Below are 20,947 nucleotides of genomic sequence, written 5' to 3' on the forward strand. Positions count from 1 at the left end.
CATCAACATGATCGTTGAACTGATTCACCCAATCGCGATGGACGACGGTTTACGTTTCGCTATCCGTGAAGGTGGCCGTACAGTAGGTGCGGGCGTTGTTGCTAAAGTATTAGGTTAATTACTCGCGTAATTTCCTAAAAAAGGGCATCAATTGATGCCCTTTTTATGCGTTGTTTGAAAAAGAACCTATCTCATCACTAGTTTGTTGTAAATTATTGGTGAGATAGGCTCTGATACAACGAATCGAGTCCAGTATCTTGCAGATACGAATGTCATAGAGATATGACACTGTGTCAGATGCAATCATAGTTGATTTTATGGTTAGTCTGATTTGTTTTGCTCTTGCGAGGCAAGCTGGCTATTTATTTACATCATAGTGACAGGTTAATTTATGAGTGCGAATAGCGGAGCTCAAGATAGCAAACGCGGTGGTGATATCGCTAAGTGGATCATTACCGTTTTATTGCTGGCAGTAGCAGTGGGTGGCAACTATCTTTACCGTGAATTTAACCTAGCGTTGCGAGCTTTAGCTGTTGTTGCTTTGTTCGTAGCAGCAGGTGGTTTCGCGTTGTGGACAACACAAGGTAAAGCAACGTTAGCATTTGCTCGTGAAGCGCGTATTGAAATGCGTAAAGTAGTATGGCCAACACGTCAAGAAACATTGCAGACAACTCTGATTGTTGCTGCGGTGACGGCTATTGTGTCATTAGTTCTTTGGGGACTGGATGGCATTCTGGTTCGTTTTGTTTCATTTATTACTGGCCTGTGAGGTGTTCATGACTGATTCTCCAAAAAAACGCTGGTATGTCATTCAGGCATTTTCAGGCTTTGAAGGCCGTGTTGCACAGTCTTTGCGTGAACATATCAAATTAAACGAAATGGAAGACTCATTCGGCGAAGTTATGGTTCCAACTGAAGAAGTGGTTGAAATCCGTAGCGGTCAACGTCGCAAAAGTGAGCGTAAATTTTTCCCAGGCTATGTTCTTGTCCAAATGGTCATGAATGATGCGACTTGGCACTTAGTACGTAATGTACCTCGTGTTATGGGATTCATTGGTGGAACGTCAGACAGACCTGCACCAATTAGCGATAAAGAAGTTGATGCGATTATGAATCGCTTACAACAAGTTGGTGATAAACCACGTCCTAAAACACTGTTTGAACCAGGCGAAATGGTTCGTGTTAGTGATGGTCCATTTGCTGACTTTAATGGTGTTGTTGAAGAAGTTGACTACGAAAAAAGTCGCTTAAAAGTCTCTGTATCAATCTTTGGTCGTGCAACACCAGTTGAATTAGACTTTAGTCAGGTTGAAAAAGGTTAAACCTTTTTACCTTGCTTTCTTGCAAAAGGTGGAAAAGTTATCTACAATTTTCCACCTTTCGTTTTGAGTTGTTTTGTCATAAGACAGAACAAAGTAAAATCGGGGAGCCCTAGCCGGGCGATATACCCAAATTGAGGAATTAATTAATGGCTAAGAAAGTCCAAGCCTATATCAAACTGCAGGTTTCTGCAGGTATGGCTAATCCAAGTCCACCAGTTGGTCCAGCTCTGGGTCAACAAGGTGTTAACATCATGGAATTCTGTAAAGCATTCAACGCTAAAACTGAAAGCGTTGAGAAAGGTTTACCAATTCCTGTTGTTATTACAGTTTACGCTGACCGTTCTTTCACTTTCGTTACCAAAACTCCTCCAGCAGCAGTTCTGCTGAAGAAAGCAGCGGGCGTGAAATCAGGTTCTGGCAAACCGAACAAAGAGAAAGTAGGTAAAATTACTTCTGCTCAAGTTCGTGAAATCGCAGAAACTAAAGCTGCGGACCTGACTGGTGCTGACGTTGAAGCTATGATGCGTTCAATTGCTGGTACTGCTCGTTCCATGGGCCTGGTAGTGGAGGATTAATCTGATGGCTAAACTAACCAAGCGCATGCGCAATATCCGTGAGAAAGTTGAAGTAACTAAACAGTACGAAATTACTGAAGCTGTTGCTTTACTGAAAGAACTGGCTACTGCTAAATTCGTTGAAAGCGTTGACGTTGCTGTTAACCTTGGCATCGATGCACGTAAATCAGATCAAAACGTTCGTGGTGCAACTGTACTTCCACACGGTACTGGCCGTTCAGTTCGCGTTGCTGTATTCGCACAAGGTGCAAATGCAGAAGCTGCTAAAGAAGCAGGCGCTGAATTAGTCGGTATGGACGACTTAGCTGCTAAAGTTAAAGCTGGCGAAATGGACTTTGACGTTGTTATCGCATCTCCAGATGCAATGCGCGTTGTAGGTCAATTAGGTCAAATCCTTGGCCCACGCGGCTTAATGCCAAACCCGAAAGTGGGTACTGTAACGCCTAACGTTGCTGAAGCAGTTAAAAATGCTAAAGCGGGTCAGGTTCGTTACCGTAACGACAAAAATGGTATTATCCATACCACTATCGGTAAAGTTGATTTCAACGAAGTTCAGTTGAAAGAAAACTTAGAAGCTCTGCTGGTTGCGTTGAAAAAAGCAAAACCATCAGCAGCGAAAGGCGTTTATATCAAGAAAGTAAGCCTGTCTACTACTATGGGTGCAGGTGTTGCTATTGATCAAGCTAGCTTGAGCGCGACAGTTTAATCTGAGATTAGACTAAAGTCATAAAAGACTTTACCTTGGCGTCAAATTTGTATAGAATTTGACGCCTTGAGTTTAGCTATGTGGTATTTTATTTAAGTCTACATAACTAAATTCTCTGAATTTCGGTTGGAGTCTGGCCTATCCAGACCCCGTCCAAGACCGCAGGTGTAAGTGATTACTTAATTTTCCTGCGTAGACGGTGAGAGAGCCAATAAAGAATTATATATTCTGGATTCTACTCACCGTGTTTTAGCGCTTATACCATTGTGGTTATAAGTGATGTGAGTCCCGAGTTTTTACTCGGTTAATCCAGGAGCAAGAAGCTAATGGCACTAAATCTTCAAGACAAACAAGCGATTGTTGCTGAAGTCAGCGAAGTTGCCAAAGGTGCGCTTTCTGCAGTTGTTGCGGATTCCCGTGGCGTTACTGTAGCTAAAATGACCGAACTGCGTAAAGCATGTCGTGAAGCTGGCGTTACTGTACGTGTAGTGCGTAACACTCTTCTGCGTCGTGCTGTTGAAGGTACTTCTTATGAAGTACTGAAAGATGCATTTGTTGGTCCAACCTTGATTGCATTTTCTGCTGAACATCCGGGCGCTGCTGCTCGTCTGTTCAAAGATTTCGCGAAAGCGAACCCAGCATTCGAGATTAAAGCGGCTGCCTTTGAAGGTGAGTTTATCCCAGGTTCGAACATCGATCGTCTGGCTACACTCCCAACTTACGATGAAGCAATCGCACGCCTGATGGCAACCATGAAAGAAGCCTCTGCAGGCAAATTGGTTCGCACTCTGGCTGCTCTGCGCGATCAGAAAGAAGCTGCTTAATAGCCAATTTCTTCGTTGCTTTATTTACGTATAAACTTTTTCTGAATTTTAGGAACACTTGTTATGTCTATTTCTAAAGACGATATCTTAAACGCAGTTGCTGAAATGTCTGTAATGGACGTTGTTGAACTGATCTCTATGATGGAAGAAAAATTCGGTGTATCTGCTGCTGCAGCTGTTGCTGTTGCTGCGGGTCCAGCAGAAGCTGCTGAAGAGAAAACTGAATTTGACGTTATCCTGAAAGCTATCGGCGGTAACAAAGTAGCAGTAATCAAAGCAGTACGTGGCGCTACCGGTCTTGGCCTGAAAGAAGCTAAAGACTTAGTAGAATCTGCACCAGCAGCTCTGAAAGAAGGCGTAAGCAAAGATGATGCTGAAGCTCTGAAGAAAGCTCTGGAAGAAGCAGGCGCTGAGGTTGAAGTTAAATAATTTAACTTCCCAGAGTGCAGCCTAACGGCTGATGGCTGGTGATTTTTTGGTCACCAGCCTTTTTGCGCTGTAAGGTAAGAGTAGCTTTTTCACACTTTTTGGCTTTCTCTTTACCTCAATATTTTTTGCTATTGACGACTTAATATACTGTGTTAGTCACTACGATCCACGTTGTCCAAAAGCTCGGTAGTGAGCTCAATGCAATGAAATGATTTAAGAGTAATAGCAATAAGTATTATGGAAAATTACATTTTCCTACCTACAAAAAATAGTGTTAGCAGAATGTCGTGTCGCCCTTAATAACTAAGGGTAGGCAGAGTGGGTCACTTTTCAGCGAGCTGAGGAACCCTATGGTTTACTCCTATACCGAGAAAAAACGTATTCGTAAGGATTTTGGTAAACGTCCACAAGTTCTGGATGTTCCCTATCTCCTTTCTATCCAACTTGACTCGTTCCAGAAGTTCATCGAGCAAGATCCTGAAGGTCAAAACGGTCTGGAAGCAGCTTTCCGTTCCGTATTCCCTATCCAAAGCTATAGTGGCAATGCTGAATTACAGTATGTCAGCTACCGCTTAGGCGAGCCTGTTTTTGATGTTAAAGAATGTCAGATCCGCGGTGTAACTTATTCTGCACCTTTGCGTGTAAAACTGCGTCTGGTCATTTATGAACGTGAAGCCCCAGAAGGCACCGTTAAAGACATCAAAGAACAAGAAGTCTATATGGGTGAAATCCCATTAATGACCGATAACGGTACCTTTGTAATCAATGGTACTGAACGTGTTATCGTTTCCCAGTTACACCGTAGCCCTGGTGTGTTCTTTGATAGTGACAAAGGTAAAACACACTCATCTGGTAAGGTACTGTATAACGCACGTATTATCCCTTATCGTGGCTCATGGTTAGACTTCGAATTCGACCCTAAAGATAACCTTTTTGTCCGTATTGACCGTCGCCGTAAATTACCTGCGACTATCATTTTACGCGCGATGAACTACAGCACCGAAGAAATCTTAGGTTTATTCTTCGAAAAAACATTGTTTGAAATCAGCAACAACAAGCTGATGATGACATTAGTGCCTGAACGTCTGCGTGGTGAAACTGCTTCATTTGATATTGAAGCAAACGGCAAAGTGTATGTCGAAAAAGGCCGTCGTATTACCGCTCGCCATATTCGTCAATTAGAAAAAGAGCAAATTGACCGCATTGAAGTACCTGTTGAATACATTGCAGGTAAAGTGGTTGCTCGTGACTATATTGATGAAGCAACAGGTGAACTGATTTGTGCTGCTAACATGGAAATCTCTTTAGATGTGTTAGCTCGCTTAAGTCAAGCTGGTCATAAAACGATTGAAACGCTGTTTACTAATGACTTAGATCATGGTGCTTATATTTCAGAAACTGTTCGCGTCGATCCTACAAATGATCGTTTAAGCGCATTAGTTGAAATCTATCGCATGATGCGTCCTGGTGAACCACCTACACGCGAAGCTGCAGAAAACTTATTTGAGAACTTATTCTTCTCTGAAGATCGTTATGATCTGTCTGCTGTGGGCCGTATGAAATTCAACCGTTCTTTAGGCCGCGACGAAGTTGAAGGTTCTGGCATCTTAAGCCAAGAAGATATCATTGAAGTAATGAAAAAACTGATTGATATCCGTAATGGTAAAGGTGAAGTGGATGATATCGACCACTTAGGTAACCGTCGTATTCGTTCTGTTGGCGAAATGGCTGAAAACCAATTCCGTGTTGGTCTGGTGCGTGTTGAGCGTGCAGTTAAAGAACGTCTGTCTTTAGGCGATCTTGATGCATTAATGCCACAAGATATGATCAACGCAAAACCGATTTCTGCTGCTGTCAAAGAGTTCTTTGGCTCTAGCCAGTTATCACAGTTTATGGATCAGAATAACCCGCTATCAGAAATTACGCACAAACGTCGTATTTCTGCATTAGGCCCAGGTGGTTTGACCCGTGAACGTGCAGGCTTTGAAGTTCGAGACGTACACCCAACTCACTACGGTCGTGTGTGCCCAATCGAAACGCCTGAAGGTCCAAACATCGGTCTGATCAACTCATTATCTGTTTATGCACAGACTAACGAGTACGGTTTCCTTGAAACGCCTTACCGTGTTGTTGAAAATAACGCTGTAACAGATGAAATTCACTATCTGTCTGCAATCGAAGAAGGTAACTTCATCATTGCTCAGGCTAACTCCGTATTAGACGATGACAATCACTTCGTTGAAGAATTAGTGACTTGCCGTCATAAAGGTGAGTCAAGCTTATTTAGTCGTGACCAAGTTCAGTACATGGACGTTTCAACCCAACAGGTTGTTTCTGTCGGTGCTTCACTGATCCCATTCCTTGAACACGATGACGCCAACCGTGCATTGATGGGTGCGAACATGCAACGTCAGGCTGTTCCTACACTTCGTGGTGATAAACCACTAGTAGGTACAGGTATGGAGCGTGCTGTAGCGGTTGACTCCGGTGTTACTGCGGTTGCTAAACGTGGTGGTGTTGTTCAGTATGTTGATGCTTCTCGTATCGTTATCAAAGTTAACGAAGAAGAGACTTACGCTGGTGAAGCGGGCATTGATATCTATAGCTTGACTAAATACACCCGTTCTAACCAGAACACATGTATTAACCAAACTCCTTGCGTATCTTTAGGTGAACCTGTTGATCGCGGTGATGTGTTAGCTGATGGTCCTTCAACAGACCTTGGTGAGTTAGCATTAGGTCAAAACATGCGCGTGGCATTTATGCCATGGAATGGTTATAACTACGAGGACTCCATCCTTGTATCTGAGCGTGTTGTTCAAGAAGATCGTTTCACAACTATCCACATTCAAGAACTGGCTTGTGTCTCTCGTGATACTAAGTTAGGGCCTGAAGAGATCACTGCTGATATCCCGAACGTCGGTGAAGCTGCGTTATCTAAACTGGATGAATCAGGTATCGTTTATATCGGTGCTGAAGTGAAAGGCGGTGACATTCTGGTTGGTAAAGTAACACCTAAAGGTGAAACTCAACTGACTCCAGAAGAGAAACTACTGCGTGCTATCTTCGGTGAAAAAGCGTCTGATGTTAAAGATTCTTCTCTGCGTGTTCCTAATGGTGTGTCTGGTACAGTTATCGACGTACAAGTCTTCACCCGTGATGGCGTAGAAAAAGATAAACGTGCATTAGAAATCGAAGAGTCACAGTTACGTGAAGTTAAGAAAGACTTAACTGAAGAACTGCGTATCTTTGAAGCTGGTCTATTCGCTCGTATCCGTGGTGTTCTGATTGCTGGCGGTATTGAAGCTGAGAAATTAGATAAATTACCTCGCGAACGTTGGTTAGAACTGGGTATTGCGGATGAAGAGAAGCAAAACCAGTTAGAACAATTAGCTGAACAGTATGATGAACTGAAAGCTGAGTTCGCGAAGAAACTGGAAGCTAAACGTCGTAAAATCACTCAAGGTGATGATTTGGCACCAGGCGTGCTGAAAATCGTTAAGGTTTACCTGGCGGTTAAACGTCAGATCCAACCTGGTGATAAGATGGCGGGTCGTCATGGTAACAAGGGTGTTATCTCTAAGATTAACCCAATTGAAGACATGCCATACGATGAAAACGGCAACCCAGTTGACCTCGTACTGAACCCACTGGGTGTTCCATCACGTATGAACATCGGTCAGATCCTTGAAACTCACTTGGGTATGGCTGCTAAAGGTATCGGTGATAAGATCAATGCGATGCTGAAACAGCAACAAGAAGTTGCTAAATTACGTGAATTTATCCAGAAAGCTTACGATCTGGGTATGGCACCTCGTCAGAAAGTTGATCTGGACACCTTCAGCGATGAAGAAGTGTTACGTCTGGCTGAAAACCTGAAAAAAGGTATGCCAACCGCAACACCAGTGTTCGATGGTGCAGAAGAAATGGAAATTAAAGAGATGCTGAAATTAGCTGATCTTCCAACTTCTGGTCAGATTACACTTTTCGATGGTCGTACAGGTGAACAATTTGAGCGTCCAGTAACTGTTGGTTACATGTACATGCTGAAACTGAACCACTTAGTTGATGATAAGATGCACGCCCGTTCAACCGGTTCGTACAGCTTAGTTACTCAGCAACCTCTTGGTGGTAAAGCTCAGTTTGGTGGACAGCGTTTCGGGGAGATGGAAGTGTGGGCACTGGAAGCATACGGTGCAGCTTATACTCTTCAAGAAATGCTTACTGTTAAGTCGGATGACGTTAACGGTCGTACCAAAATGTACAAAAACATCGTTGATGGTAACCATCAGATGGAACCAGGTATGCCAGAGTCGTTCAACGTATTGTTGAAAGAGATCCGTTCACTGGGTATCAACATCGAATTGGAAGACGAATAACGGATTCCATATAGACAGACTGCTAGAGATGGCAGTCTGTCAAACAGTGACTACACTGGTTTAAAGGGGTGAATGACAGGGGTCATTTGCCTGGCAGGTCTAACTCCGACAGGAGCCATTTCGTGAAAGACTTATTAAAGTTTCTGAAAGCGCAAACCAAGACCGAAGAGTTTGATGCGATCAAAATTGCTCTGGCATCACCTGATATGATCCGTTCATGGTCATTTGGTGAAGTTAAAAAGCCAGAAACAATTAACTACCGTACGTTCAAGCCAGAACGTGACGGTCTTTTCTGTGCCCGTATTTTCGGACCAGTAAAAGATTACGAATGTTTGTGTGGTAAATACAAACGTTTAAAACACCGTGGTGTTATCTGTGAGAAGTGTGGCGTTGAAGTTACACAAACTAAAGTTCGTCGTGAACGTATGGGTCACATCGAATTAGCTTCTCCAGTTGCTCACATTTGGTTCTTGAAATCACTGCCGTCCCGTATCGGTCTGCTGCTGGATATGCCACTGCGCGATATTGAACGTGTACTGTATTTCGAATCTTACGTTGTTGTTGAAGGCGGGATGACTAGCCTTGAACGTGGTCAAATCTTAACAGAAGAGCAATACCTCGATGCATTAGAAGAGTTCGGTGACGAATTTGATGCGAAGATGGGTGCTGAAGCTGTTCAGAACCTCTTACAGAGCATGGATCTGGAACAAGAGTGTGAAACGCTACGTGAAGAGTTAAACGAAACTAACTCTGAAACTAAACGTAAGAAACTGACTAAACGTATCAAGTTACTTGAAGCGTTCATGCAATCAGGCAATAAACCTGAGTGGATGATCTTAACTGTACTGCCTGTGTTACCACCAGACTTACGTCCACTGGTTCCACTTGATGGCGGTCGTTTTGCGACATCTGACCTGAACGATTTATATCGTCGTGTGATCAACCGTAACAACCGTTTAAAACGTCTGCTTGATTTAGCAGCACCAGATATCATCGTACGTAATGAAAAACGTATGTTGCAAGAGTCTGTGGATGCGTTATTAGATAACGGTCGTCGTGGTCGTGCGATTACAGGTTCGAACAAACGTCCTCTGAAATCTTTGGCTGATATGATCAAAGGTAAACAAGGTCGTTTCCGTCAAAACCTGTTAGGTAAACGTGTTGACTATTCTGGTCGTTCTGTAATCACCGTTGGTCCATACCTGCGTCTGCATCAGTGTGGTCTGCCGAAGAAAATGGCGCTTGAGTTATTCAAACCATTTATTTACGGAAAACTGGAAACCCGTGGTTTAGCGACAACAATCAAAGCCGCTAAAAAAATGGTTGAGCGTGAAGAAGCGGTTGTTTGGGATATCTTAGATGAAGTTATCCGTGAACATCCAGTGATGCTAAACCGTGCACCAACACTTCACCGTTTAGGTATTCAGGCATTTGAACCAATCCTTATCGAAGGTAAAGCTATTCAGTTACACCCACTCGTTTGTGCGGCATACAACGCCGACTTCGATGGTGACCAAATGGCGGTTCACGTACCATTGACATTAGAAGCACAGCTAGAAGCTCGTGCGCTGATGATGTCAACAAATAACATCCTGTCTCCAGCAAGTGGTGACCCAATCATCGTTCCTTCACAGGACGTTGTATTAGGTCTTTACTACATGACTCGTGACTGCATCAATGCCAAAGGTGAAGGCATGGTGCTAAGTGGCCCTAAAGAAGCTGAACGCGTTTATCGCGCTGGTTTAGCCTCTTTACACGCACGCGTTAAAGTACGTATCACTGAAGAGATCAAAGATGGCGAAGGTAACATCACCACTGAAACTAGCTTAAAAGATACCACTATCGGCCGAGCTATTTTATGGATGATCGTACCAAAAGGTCTACCTTACGCGCTGGTTAACCAACCATTAGGTAAGAAAGCAATTTCTAAAATGCTGAATACCTGTTATCGCGTATTAGGCTTGAAGCCAACCGTTATTTTTGCTGACCAAATCATGTATACCGGTTTTGCTTACGCAGCACGTTCGGGTGCTTCAGTAGGTATCGATGACATGGTTATCCCTGCGAAAAAAGCAGAGATCATTGCAGAAGCAGAAGCAGAAGTTGCAGAAATTCAGGAACAGTTCCAATCCGGTCTGGTAACAGCGGGCGAACGTTACAACAAAGTCATCGATATTTGGGCTGCGGCGAATGAGCGCGTAGCAAAAGCGATGATGGAAAACCTGTCTACTGAAACCGTTATTAACCGTAATGGTGAAGAAGAACAACAAGTATCTTTCAACAGCATCTTTATGATGGCTGACTCCGGTGCTCGTGGTTCTGCAGCTCAGATCCGTCAGTTAGCAGGTATGCGTGGTCTGATGGCTAAGCCAGATGGCTCAATCATCGAGACACCAATCACAGCGAACTTCCGTGAAGGTCTGAACGTACTCCAGTACTTCATCTCAACCCACGGTGCTCGTAAAGGTCTTGCGGATACCGCACTGAAAACAGCAAACTCCGGTTACTTGACTCGTCGTTTAGTTGACGTTGCACAAGACTTAGTTGTCACAGAAGACGACTGTGGTACAACCGAAGGTGTTATGATGACTCCGGTTATCGAAGGTGGAGATGTTAAAGAGCCACTGCGTGAACGTGTATTAGGCCGTGTAGCTGCAGAAGATATTCTGAAACCAGGTACTGCCGATATCCTTGTTCCACGTAACACCCTGTTAAACGAAAAACTGTGTGACTTGTTAGAAGAAAACTCAGTTGACAGCGTGAAAGTACGTTCAGTTGTAACCTGTAACACAGACTTCGGTGTATGTGCTAAATGTTATGGTCGTGACCTTGCTCGTGGCCATATCATCAACAAAGGTGAAGCTATCGGTGTTATCGCGGCACAGTCAATCGGTGAACCAGGTACACAGTTAACGATGCGTACGTTCCACATCGGTGGTGCGGCATCTCGTGCGGCAGCAGAATCTAGTATTCAAGTACGTAACAAAGGTACTCTGAAGCTGTTCAATGCGAAGTTCATTACCAATACTGCGGGTAAATTAGTTATCACTTCTCGTAACACAGAATTACGTTTAATTGACGAATTCGGTCGTACGAAAGAGAGCTACAAAGTGCCTTACGGTGCTCAATTAGCGAAAGGTGATGGTGAAGCGGTTAACGGTGGCGAAACTGTTGCTAACTGGGATCCACATACAATGCCAGTTGTGAGTGAAGTATCTGGTATCATCCGTTTTGCTGACATGGTTGATGGTCAAACTATCACACGTCAAACAGATGAATTAACAGGTCTTTCTTCACTGGTTGTTCTGGATTCAGCAGAGCGTACAGGTAGCGGTAAAGATTTACGTCCAGCATTACGCATCACTGATGCACAAGGTAATGACGTATTAATTCCGAATACTGATATGCCAGCACAGTACTTCCTGCCAGGTAAAGCAATTGTTCAGTTAGACGATGGCATTACAATTAACGCAGGTGACACTTTAGCGCGTATTCCACAAGAATCAGGCGGTACTAAAGATATCACCGGTGGTCTGCCACGCGTTGCTGACCTGTTTGAAGCTCGTCGTCCGAAAGAGCCTGCAATCCTTGCTGAAATCAGCGGTATTGTATCGTTCGGTAAAGAGACTAAAGGTAAACGTCGTCTAGTTATTTCTCCATTAGACGGTAGCGATGCATACGAAGAGATGATCCCTAAATGGCGTCAGCTTAACGTATTCGAGGGTGAGGTTGTGGAACGCGGTGATGTTATCTCCGATGGTCCAGAGTCACCACACGACATTCTACGCTTACGTGGTGTTCATGCGGTTACTCGCTATATCACTAACGAAGTACAGGAAGTTTACCGTTTACAAGGCGTTAAGATTAACGATAAACACATCGAAGTTATCGTTCGTCAGATGCTACGTAAAGTTACCATTGAGAACGCAGGAAGCTCTGAGTTCCTTGAAGGTGAACAGGTTGAATACGCTCGCGTTAAAGTGTCAAACCGTATTCTGGAAGAGGAAGGTAAAGTACCAGCAACATATGCTCGTGACCTGTTAGGTATTACGAAAGCATCTCTGGCAACTGAATCTTTCATCTCTGCTGCATCGTTCCAAGAAACAACTCGTGTTCTGACTGAAGCGGCGGTAGCAGGTAAACGTGACGAATTACGTGGCTTGAAAGAGAACGTTATTGTTGGTCGCTTGATCCCAGCAGGTACAGGGTATGCGTATCACCAAGATCGTATGAAGCGTCGTCAATCACAACTGCCGACAGATGAAACTGAAACAACAATCAGTGCTGATGAAGCCTCTGCGAACTTAGCAGAATTACTGAATGCTGGTTTTGGTGGATTAAAAGACTAAAATCTAATTTAGATTAGATTGAAATGCCCTCCATTGTGAGGGCATTTTTTGTTTCTGTTCTACAATAAGTAGGCGAAATGATGAGAATAATAACTAACGGATTGATTATCCTATTTTTTATTTTTACTGGTTTTGCTTTTGCAACCTCTTTAGAAAGGGAAATACCAACAGAAACGCAATGGGATTTAGAAACTCCGACCACAACATTGATGCAGGTTCGCCAACAAAAAACCTTATATGCTTTTATTGGTAATAAATTAAGACCTGTTGCTGAGCTATATCCTAATCAGGGATTTTATGTTTCAGATGCGATAAATAATTACCATAAAATACAATTTGGAAATGCCCAAGGTTATTTGGAAGCAGGTTATTTAGAAGATGGTTACTTTGAAGATATTGCTTCTATTTCGGCTGATAAGAAAATACGTTTCTTATCAGATAGTACGAAGAAAACCGATTACCCTATCTATGGATATCTGATCACAACAAAAAACACCCCTATCTATAGTGATAAAGATATTGCTAGCCCACAAATAGCGACTCTCTTATCCAATTTACGTTATCCCGTACTCTCTCGCACAATAAAAGAAGAGGCTAATGGAAGTAAGATCAATTGGTTTGAAATCTCTTTAGGTGACCGCTTAGGTTATATTTCATCAAGGGATGTAAAGCCTGATTTAGGAATACCAATACTTACTTATCACCATATTCTCAAAGCAACGGAAAACCATAAATTTCGCCATACATCAACAACAACATCATTAACTGCCTTTACAGAGCAGATGAATTATTTAAAAGAAGCCGGATATGAAACGCTTTCACTAAATCAAGTTGCAGGCTATTTAAATAAGAGTATTAATTTACCAGGGAGAGCTGTTGCATTAACATTTGATGATGGTTTGCAATCCGTTTATCGCTATGCTTATCCTCTTTTAAAAGAAAATGGCCAACGTGCAACACTATTTGTTATCTCATCGCGGATAAAATCTAAAACGTCCAAATGGGCACCTAATTCATTACAGTTTATGAGTTGGCAGTCACTTAGATCGAGTCGTGATGTTTTTGATATTCAATCACACTCCCATTTTTTACATCGTTTAGATAATAATAAAAAACCTATTATCTTTAGCCGTCAGTCCCACACAATTATATTGGATTTGCAACGTTCACAACGTGTATTGAGCTTATTAAATCCACATCAATATGCATTTGCATATCCTTTTGGTGGATATAACCAAAGGGCAATTAATGCAGTCAAAGCATCAGGAATGACATTGGCAGTGACGACACAACAAGGAAAAGTACGTTTAGGTGATCCGCCTTTTGCTTTAAAACGACTCTATGCGTTAAGTACCGATCCAATTGAGAAATTTGCGAGGATGGTGGGCAATGATGAGTATGAAGTAGTGAATAAAAATATCGTTGTTGATAAATAACCAAAGATGTTATGTAAAATTATTAATAGTTACCCTCGACAATTATCGAGGGTATTTCTCTATTATTACAAATTCATTTTAAATTAATAAATAACGTATATTTTTCAGATGATTATGATAATTTTTCAGTAAGGGGAATACATTTTTTTCTGTAAGCTGGCAGTCCAAATTCGGCATGGAGTCAGCTATGAATAAGCCCCTATCAATTTCTTCTCATGATTCTGCATTCAAACGTTTTATGATGAATGTCAGTAATGCCAAAGACTTTTTCTTTATCCATTTGCCTGAAGAATTAAAAAGCCAGTGTGATTTTTCGACTTTGCAATTACAGAATTCTTCTTTTATTGATATTAAATTACGTTCTCGTATGTCTGATATTTTATATTTGGTGAAAACCAAAGAGGGTGATGTGCCCATTTATTTATTGATAGAGCATCAATCTAGACCTGATAAAATGATAGCTTGGCGTATGATGCACTATGCATTTTGCACCATGAATCAGCATTTACAGCAAGGTTATAAGTCTTTGCCTCTCGTTGTTCCAATCTTGTTTTATCATGGAAAGAAGAAACCTTATCCTTTTCCTGTTAATTGGATGGAATGTTTTCCACTTTCTTCACTTGCTAATCATATTTATTCTAATGACTTTTCTTTAATTGATTTGACCTCGATTGATGATGATATTTTGCTGACACATAAAAAAGCGGCGGTAATGGAAATTGCAATGAAGCATGTTAATAGCTGTCATGATCTTAATAAGATTGCAATGCTATTATCAAAAGCCATAAATCAGAAAAACTGCAGAGATGAAGACACTGTTGCTGTTGTACAATATTTATTCTCAATCATGGATGCATCAGATTTCGAATTTATTATAAATAAGATAGCTGAACGAGTAGATAACCACAGAGAGACAATTATGAATATCGCATGGAGATTAGAAAATAAAGGGTTTAAATTAGGTATAGATGAAGGATTTGAAATAGGAAAAACTGAAGGTATTGAATTAGGGAAAACTGAAGGTATTGAAATAGGAAGAAAATCAGTGCAATTAGAATTGGCACAAAAATTATTAAAAGAGAATTTTGATCTTCCATTTATCGAACGAATGTCTGGTTTAAGTCTACACGAGATTAAATTATTATTGATAGTCTCGTAAATATAATCAATAGCTATTATTAATTAAACACCAATAATTTATTAGAGTAACTTTTTATTTTATCTCTTTACGTATTTATTATAAATAGAATACTCCTTTCTATCATTTAAGAGGAGTATTCATATTTTATAACCGAGGGATTAATTACCATTCATCTCGATATTTAAAAGCAGCTTGATAATCATATTTATCTAACTAAATAAACTAAAGGTGGTTTTATATGATTTAAACTTTAATTAACGCCCCAAATAATTATCCCAATCTTTCCATACGGGTTGTAATCCTCGTTCTTTTAATGCGTTAATCACATCATTAACATGGCGATTATCATTAGGCGAGAATTGTTCTAATTCTTCATGACTATCAGAATATCCTCCCGGTTGAGTTTTAGAGCCCGCGCTAATGTTATTAATGGCTAATGGCACTGTGTTATCACGAAAATAAGGAGATTCACGGGTTGAAAGTGAAAGTTCAACATCAGGTGCCAAAATACGAAAAGCACAGATCAATTGCACTAATTCCGCTTCACTCATTACTGATGCAGGGCTTAGTCCACCAGCACAAGGACGTAAACGAGGAAAAGAGATTGAATAACGGCTTTTCCAATAGCGTTTTTGTAAGAACAAGAGATGTTCTGCCACCATATAACAATCGCTACGCCACTGGCTTGAAAGACCAATCAATGCGCCTAAACCAATTTTATCAATTCCAGCTTGCCCTAATCTGTCAGGTGTTTGTAGTCGCCAATGGAAGTCCTGTTTTTTACCTCTTAGATGATGCAATTGATAGGTTGGTTCATGATAGGTTTCTTGATAAACCATCACGCCATCAATACCGAGTGTTTTTAACTCGGCATATTCTTCTGTAGCAAGAGGTTGAACTTCCATCATTAATGAACTGAAATGCTTTCGAATAAGAGGGATATATTGGCGAAAATAATCCATACCCACTTTTCTTTGATGCTCTCCAGTCACTAATAACAAGCTATCAAAACCTAATTGCCTGATACTATTGCATTCAGCGATGATTTCACTTTCATTTAATGTTTTACGTTTAATGGCATTACTCATTGAAAAACCGCAATAAGTACAGTCATTCGCACATAAATTAGAAAGGTAAAGTGGCACATACAATCCTACGATATTACCAAAACGCTGACGCGTTAATTGTTGAGCGCGTTGTGCCATTGGCTCTAAATAATGACGACCCGCGGGTGAAATCAGCGCCATAAAATCATCAAGTGTCAGCGTGTGGCGATTTAATGCGACTTCAACATCCGCATTGGTTTTACTATTAAGCTTTAGTGTAATGTCATCCCAATCAAGTTGTTGCCAATAATCAGAAAAAGTGTCCATTAGAATGCCTCTAAATATTGAGTTAATGGACTAGAAGCCTGTGCTTGCATATTTACAACTGAAGCAGGTGTAGCAAGTCCTGATTGTCGAGCAAGTTCACCCGCCTCAAGCGCTGCTTTAAATGCTTGTGCCATTAGAATAGGATTTTTTGCAACAGCAATTGCGGTATTAACCAATACGGCATCAGCCCCTAACTCTAAAGCTTCGAGTGCATGACTTGGTGCACCAATTCCGGCATCGACAACAACAGGAATTGAGGCTTGTTCAATGATAATTTGTAGAAAGTCACGAGTTTGTAAGCCTTGATTGGAGCCAATAGGAGAGCCTAAAGGCATCACAGCAGCACAGCCAACTTCTTCTAAACGACGACATAAAACAGGATCTGCACTGCAATAAGGCAAAACAATAAAACCTTCTTTAACGAGAAGCTCAGCGGCTTTAAGTGTTTCAATAGGATCGGGTAGTAAATATTTGGTGTCAGGATGAATTTCTAATTTTACCCAATGGGTGCCAAAGGCTTCTTTGGCTAAACGAGCCGCAAAAATAGCTTCTTGTGCTGTTTTTGCGCCAGAAGTATTAGGTAATAATTTTACTCCTAATGATTTAAGTGGTGCGATTAAATCATCATTACCATTTTTTAGATCTACACGTTTCATGGCCATCGTGACTAATTGGCTACCTGAAGCTTTAATAGCTTCTGTCATTAGTGTTGATGTTGCAAATTTCCCTGTGCCTGTAAATAGTCTAGATGTGAATGTTGTATCAGCAATTTTTAACATATCAGCCCCCTGCAATTGCTTGGAAGAGAAGAATAGTATCGCCATCATTGATAAAATGTGTTTCCCAATTTTCACGGGGAACAATGGTTTCATTGATAGCAAGCGCCACACCAATTGGTGGTTGCTCTAACTGAATAAGGAGCTGACAGATGGTGACAGGCATATCCAGAGAATATTGTTCGTCATTTACGGTGATGTTCATGCTACCCCTCGACAAACAGGACATGTTTTTGATGGTGTTAAACGCAAAGTACTCCAATTTTGTTTTCTACCATCGAAAAGGCGAAGTTTTCCACTCAGAGAGCAAGGTAAACCAGAAAGCAATTTAATTGCTTCAAGTGCCTGAAGTGTGCCAATTACACCCACAACAGGACCTAGAATTCCAGCTGTTTTGCAGTTTCTTTGTGGTTCAGTTTCATCAGGATACAGGCAGTGATAACAGCCATAAGTAAAAGGAGGTTCAAACACCATAAGCTGGCCACTAAACCCTACGGCACTGCCACTGATAAGTGAAGTTTGCTGTGCGACACAAGCACGGTTAATCGCTTGGCGTGTAAGCATGTTATCTGTGCAATCTAAAACTAAATCGACCTCTTTAACTAATTTATATAATGAATCATCATTAATACGCTGTTTATAAGAGGTAATTTTTATATCCGGATTTAATGCAAGGAGAGACTGCTTTGCGATCTCTGATTTTGCATCAGGAATATCTTGGGTACGATAAAGAATTTGACGCTGTAGATTAGAAACATGTAACTCATCATCATCAACTAAAATAAGTTCGCCAACACCTGCACCAGCAAGATAAAGAGAAGCAGGAGAGCCTAATCCACCCAGACCAACAATTAAGACTTTAGCGCATTGAAGTTTATTTTGACCTGCTAAGCCAATATCTTCTAACATCACTTGTCGGCTATAACGCATAAAATCATTATCATTTAGCATGATGGTTTTCCTTCTACTAATTCTAATAATTTACGAGTCACTTGTTGCCAATCTGGTGCTTTTGTTATTGCACTGACTAAGGCAACACTCCCAACACCTGTTGCAACAACATCAGGCACTCTTTCTAGTGAGATCCCACCAATAGCAACAGTGGGAAAATCAGGCGTCTGTTCTACTTGATGTTTGAGTGCTTTCAAACCTTGAGGCTTAGATGGCATCTCTTTTGTTGTGGTTGGAAATATATGCCCTAATGCGATGTAAGATGGGTATAACGCTTTTGCTTTTTGTAATTCCGCTTCATCGTGAGTGGAAATACCAAGGCGTAATCCTGCATGTTTAATAGCATTAAGGTCAGCAATATCAAGATCTTCTTGACCAAGATGAACACCATAAGCCTGATGTTTAATGGCAAGTTGCCAATAATCATTGATAAACAGTCTTGCGTGATACTGTTTACCTAGTTTTATCGCCTCAATGATCTCTTGTTCAACGTCTTCTGGCTGTTTATCTTTTATACGCAATTGAAGTGTGGTAACGCCTGTTTTTAACAGGCGTTCTATCCATTCAATAGAATCAACAACGGGGTAAAGCCCAAGCTTTTTTTCTGTTGATGCAAACGGTGTGTTAGAGGATTTGTTCATTTTCAGTCACCTCAACACTGGCGATTTCTGCACCGTGGTATAATTCACTGCCGTGCTCTTTAAAGGCTTGAGACATTTGTTCCATACCAGCTGCATAATCACGTACTTCTTGCGTTATCTTCATTGAACAGAATTTAGGACCACACATTGAGCAAAAGTGAGCCACTTTACCTGATGCTTGAGGCAAGGTTTCGTCGTGATATTGACGTGCGGTTTCAGGATCAAGCGCCAAATTAAATTGATCTTCCCATCTAAACTCAAATCGCGCTTTTGACATTGCATTATCACGAATTTGAGCGCCAGGATGTCCTTTAGCTAAATCGGCAGCATGAGCAGCGATTTTGTAAGTAATAAGGCCTTGTTTTACATCTTCTTTATTTGGTAAGCCAAGGTGTTCTTTTGGCGTAACATAACAGAGCATTGCACAACCAAACCAGCCAATCATTGCAGCACCAATACCTGATGTGAAGTGATCGTAACCTGGTGCAATATCCGTAGTAAGAGGGCCTAATGTATAAAAGGGGGCTTCATGACAATGCTCTAATTCTTCTGTCATATTGCGGCGGATCATCTGCATTGGAACGTGGCCAGGGCCTTCTATCATGACTTGTACGTCATATTCCCATGCAATTTTTGTTAGTTCACCTAATGTATGTAACTCAGCAAATTGTGCTTCATCGTTTGCATCTTGAATTGAACCTGGTCTTAACCCATCGCCCAGTGAAAGGGAAACATCATAAGCGGTACAAATTTCACAGATTTCACGGAAATGTTCGTAGAGGAAATTTTCTTTGTGATGTGATAAACACCATTTCGCCATTATTGAACCGCCACGAGACACAATACCGGTTAGGCGTTTTGCCGTCATTGGCACATAACGTAACAATACACCTGCATGAATAGTAAAGTAATCAACCCCTTGCTCTGCTTGCTCAAGTAACGTATCGCGGAACATTTCCCAAGTGAGATCTTCAGCAATACCGTTAACTTTTTCGAGTGCTTGATAAATGGGAACTGTGCCGATAGGAACAGGGCTATTGCGAATGATCCACTCACGCGTTTCATGAATGTAACGGCCTGTTGACAGATCCATTACGGTATCTGCACCCCAGCGTGTAGACCAAATTAGCTTTTCAACTTCCTCTTCAATCGAAGACGTTACAGAAGAATTTCCGATATTGGCATTCACTTTCACTAAGAAATTACGCCCAATAATCATCGGTTCTGATTCTGGGTGATTAATATTGGCGGGAATAATGGCTCGACCAGCGGCAACTTCTTGGCGCACAAATTCAGGCGTAATATTGTCAGGGAGATGAGCCCCAAAGCTAAAGCCTGCATGCTGTTGGCGTAAAACTTCGCTACGAATTCTCTCGCGCCCCATATTTTCACGAATCGCAATAAACTCCATTTCAGGTGTGATAATACCTTTTCGAGCATAATGCAATTGCGTCACGCTTTTCCCCTTTAGCGCTTTTTTAGGGCTTGGTTTTAACGGGAAACGCAGATGCTCTAATCCTGCATCAGAAAGACGTTGTTGCGTGAAATCAGAGCTTAAGAGTGAAAGTGCTTCAGTATCGTTACGCTCATCAATCCATGGTTGGCGTATTTTTTTTAAGCCAAGATTAACGTCGAGTTGAGAAGCTGGATCGCCATAAGGGCCAGAAGTGTCATATACGGGAACTGGTTCATTATCTTCAAAAACAGGGTTTTCTTTTGATCCGCCTACCAATGTTTTATCAAGCTGGATCTCACGCATTGGTACTTGAATATCGCTACGAGAGCCTTCAAGGTAAATACGTTTTGAATTTGGGAAACTTACGCCTTGAATGGTGCTAATAAACTCTTGAGCAGCATCACGCTGTTCTTTTCGTGGGCGTTGTTTGTTGTTTGTTGGTGAAATATCTTTAACGGATATAGTTTGATTTTGGGACATAGCATTTCCTAATAAATATCATGCAGGCTAATCGCCTGTCGGGTGAATATTGAGAAAAATGCTTGTCTGGAGGTCGCAGGGAGTATCGACAGATAGGTGTATATGGGAG

Annotated in this window: 17 protein-coding genes; 11 read left to right on the forward strand and 6 right to left on the reverse strand. The window is 41.5% G+C overall.

Annotated elements, in window-relative coordinates; all coding sequences use genetic code 11:
* From CUB63_RS17020 to CUB63_RS17070, 11 genes are all read left to right on the forward strand, one after another.
* Nucleotides 1-118 (forward strand): EF-Tu C-terminal domain-related protein (locus CUB63_RS17020; protein ID WP_170110801.1); only part of this gene is annotated, 118 nt, incomplete at its 5' end.
* 273 nt (nucleotides 119-391) lie between these two features.
* Nucleotides 392-769 (forward strand): preprotein translocase subunit SecE, encoded by a 378-nt coding sequence (secE, locus tag CUB63_RS17025; protein WP_006534701.1) that lies wholly within the window; start codon nucleotides 392-394, stop codon nucleotides 767-769.
* Between the two features lie 7 nt (nucleotides 770-776).
* Nucleotides 777-1,322, forward strand: a complete 546-nt coding sequence (nusG, locus tag CUB63_RS17030; protein WP_004246900.1) for a transcription termination/antitermination protein NusG — start codon at nucleotides 777-779, stop codon at nucleotides 1,320-1,322.
* Between the two features lie 146 nt (nucleotides 1,323-1,468).
* Nucleotides 1,469-1,897, forward strand: a complete 429-nt coding sequence (gene rplK / locus CUB63_RS17035) for a 50S ribosomal protein L11 (protein ID WP_006534703.1) — start codon at nucleotides 1,469-1,471, stop codon at nucleotides 1,895-1,897.
* A gap of 4 nt (nucleotides 1,898-1,901) precedes the next feature.
* Nucleotides 1,902-2,603: a 50S ribosomal protein L1 gene (gene rplA, locus CUB63_RS17040; RefSeq protein WP_069368741.1), complete on the forward strand. Its 702-nt coding sequence runs from the start codon at nucleotides 1,902-1,904 to the stop codon at nucleotides 2,601-2,603.
* Between the two features lie 326 nt (nucleotides 2,604-2,929).
* Nucleotides 2,930-3,427, forward strand: a complete 498-nt coding sequence (gene rplJ, locus CUB63_RS17045; protein ID WP_006534706.1) for a 50S ribosomal protein L10 — start codon at nucleotides 2,930-2,932, stop codon at nucleotides 3,425-3,427.
* A 63-nt stretch (nucleotides 3,428-3,490) separates the two neighbouring features.
* The gene (gene rplL / locus CUB63_RS17050) at nucleotides 3,491-3,856 is read left to right on the forward strand and encodes a 50S ribosomal protein L7/L12 (protein WP_023583093.1); all 366 of its coding nucleotides are present in this window, start codon (nucleotides 3,491-3,493) and stop codon (nucleotides 3,854-3,856) included.
* A 350-nt stretch (nucleotides 3,857-4,206) separates the two neighbouring features.
* A complete protein-coding gene (gene rpoB, locus CUB63_RS17055) occupies nucleotides 4,207-8,235 on the forward strand; it encodes a DNA-directed RNA polymerase subunit beta (protein WP_109848569.1) in 4,029 nt (1,342 codons plus the stop codon).
* 122 nt (nucleotides 8,236-8,357) lie between these two features.
* On the forward strand, nucleotides 8,358-12,584 hold the full coding sequence (gene rpoC, locus CUB63_RS17060) for a DNA-directed RNA polymerase subunit beta' (protein ID WP_072064765.1): 4,227 nt from the start codon (nucleotides 8,358-8,360) through the stop codon (nucleotides 12,582-12,584).
* Nucleotides 12,585-12,664: 80 nt separating this feature from the next.
* Entirely contained in the window at nucleotides 12,665-14,020 is a 1,356-nt protein-coding gene (locus CUB63_RS17065) for a polysaccharide deacetylase family protein (protein ID WP_109848570.1), read from the forward strand.
* Nucleotides 14,021-14,207: 187 nt separating this feature from the next.
* Nucleotides 14,208-15,179 (forward strand): Rpn family recombination-promoting nuclease/putative transposase, encoded by a 972-nt coding sequence (locus CUB63_RS17070; protein ID WP_109848571.1) that lies wholly within the window; start codon nucleotides 14,208-14,210, stop codon nucleotides 15,177-15,179.
* A 236-nt stretch (nucleotides 15,180-15,415) separates the two neighbouring features.
* Here the strand turns inward: CUB63_RS17070 and thiH are convergent, their stop codons facing one another.
* Genes thiH through thiC form a run of 6 tightly spaced genes read right to left on the reverse strand, consistent with a single transcriptional unit; the run spans nucleotide 15,416 to nucleotide 20,838 of the window.
* Nucleotides 15,416-16,534 carry a 2-iminoacetate synthase ThiH gene (gene thiH, locus CUB63_RS17075; RefSeq protein WP_109848572.1) on the reverse strand — a complete coding sequence of 373 codons (1,119 nt, stop codon included), beginning with the start codon at nucleotides 16,532-16,534 and terminating at the stop codon, nucleotides 15,416-15,418.
* Entirely contained in the window at nucleotides 16,534-17,313 is a 780-nt protein-coding gene (locus tag CUB63_RS17080; RefSeq protein ID WP_006534716.1) for a thiazole synthase, read from the reverse strand. The genes thiH and CUB63_RS17080 overlap by 1 nt, the downstream gene beginning before the upstream one ends.
* 1 nt (nucleotide 17,314) lies before the next feature.
* Complete coding sequence (gene thiS, locus CUB63_RS17085; protein WP_006534717.1) at nucleotides 17,315-17,515, reverse strand: sulfur carrier protein ThiS; 201 nt, start codon at nucleotides 17,513-17,515, stop codon at nucleotides 17,315-17,317.
* Nucleotides 17,512-18,261 (reverse strand): HesA/MoeB/ThiF family protein, encoded by a 750-nt coding sequence (locus CUB63_RS17090; RefSeq protein ID WP_006534718.1) that lies wholly within the window; start codon nucleotides 18,259-18,261, stop codon nucleotides 17,512-17,514. The genes thiS and CUB63_RS17090 overlap by 4 nt, the downstream gene beginning before the upstream one ends.
* Nucleotides 18,255-18,902: a thiamine phosphate synthase gene (gene thiE / locus CUB63_RS17095; protein ID WP_109399071.1), complete on the reverse strand. Its 648-nt coding sequence runs from the start codon at nucleotides 18,900-18,902 to the stop codon at nucleotides 18,255-18,257. Before thiE ends, CUB63_RS17090 begins: the two co-directional genes overlap by 7 nt.
* A complete protein-coding gene (thiC, locus tag CUB63_RS17100) occupies nucleotides 18,886-20,838 on the reverse strand; it encodes a phosphomethylpyrimidine synthase ThiC (RefSeq protein WP_109848573.1) in 1,953 nt (650 codons plus the stop codon). The genes thiE and thiC overlap by 17 nt, the downstream gene beginning before the upstream one ends.
* Nucleotides 20,839-20,947: the final 109 nt, after the last annotated feature.

Source organism: Proteus penneri (assembly GCF_003144535.1).
Classification (GTDB): Bacteria; Pseudomonadota; Gammaproteobacteria; order Enterobacterales; family Enterobacteriaceae; genus Proteus; species Proteus penneri.

Excerpts from the sequence above, each read along its gene's own strand:
- rplJ (WP_006534706.1), top strand. The coding sequence starts at position 2,930 with ATGGCACTAAATCTTCAAGACAAACAAGCGATTGTTGCTGAAGTCAGC.
- thiS (WP_006534717.1), bottom strand. The coding sequence starts at position 17,515 with ATGAACATCACCGTAAATGACGAACAATATTCTCTGGATATGCCTGTC.
- nusG (WP_004246900.1), top strand. The coding sequence starts at position 777 with ATGACTGATTCTCCAAAAAAACGCTGGTATGTCATTCAGGCATTTTCA.
- CUB63_RS17070 (WP_109848571.1), top strand. The coding sequence starts at position 14,208 with ATGAATAAGCCCCTATCAATTTCTTCTCATGATTCTGCATTCAAACGT.
- rpoB (WP_109848569.1), top strand. The coding sequence starts at position 4,207 with ATGGTTTACTCCTATACCGAGAAAAAACGTATTCGTAAGGATTTTGGT.
- thiH (WP_109848572.1), bottom strand. The coding sequence starts at position 16,534 with ATGGACACTTTTTCTGATTATTGGCAACAACTTGATTGGGATGACATT.
- rplL (WP_023583093.1), top strand. The coding sequence starts at position 3,491 with ATGTCTATTTCTAAAGACGATATCTTAAACGCAGTTGCTGAAATGTCT.
- CUB63_RS17090 (WP_006534718.1), bottom strand. The coding sequence starts at position 18,261 with ATGCTAAATGATAATGATTTTATGCGTTATAGCCGACAAGTGATGTTA.
- thiE (WP_109399071.1), bottom strand. The coding sequence starts at position 18,902 with ATGAACAAATCCTCTAACACACCGTTTGCATCAACAGAAAAAAAGCTT.
- CUB63_RS17080 (WP_006534716.1), bottom strand. The coding sequence starts at position 17,313 with ATGTTAAAAATTGCTGATACAACATTCACATCTAGACTATTTACAGGC.
- secE (WP_006534701.1), top strand. The coding sequence starts at position 392 with ATGAGTGCGAATAGCGGAGCTCAAGATAGCAAACGCGGTGGTGATATC.
- thiC (WP_109848573.1), bottom strand. The coding sequence starts at position 20,838 with ATGTCCCAAAATCAAACTATATCCGTTAAAGATATTTCACCAACAAAC.
- CUB63_RS17065 (WP_109848570.1), top strand. The coding sequence starts at position 12,665 with ATGAGAATAATAACTAACGGATTGATTATCCTATTTTTTATTTTTACT.
- rplA (WP_069368741.1), top strand. The coding sequence starts at position 1,902 with ATGGCTAAACTAACCAAGCGCATGCGCAATATCCGTGAGAAAGTTGAA.
- rplK (WP_006534703.1), top strand. The coding sequence starts at position 1,469 with ATGGCTAAGAAAGTCCAAGCCTATATCAAACTGCAGGTTTCTGCAGGT.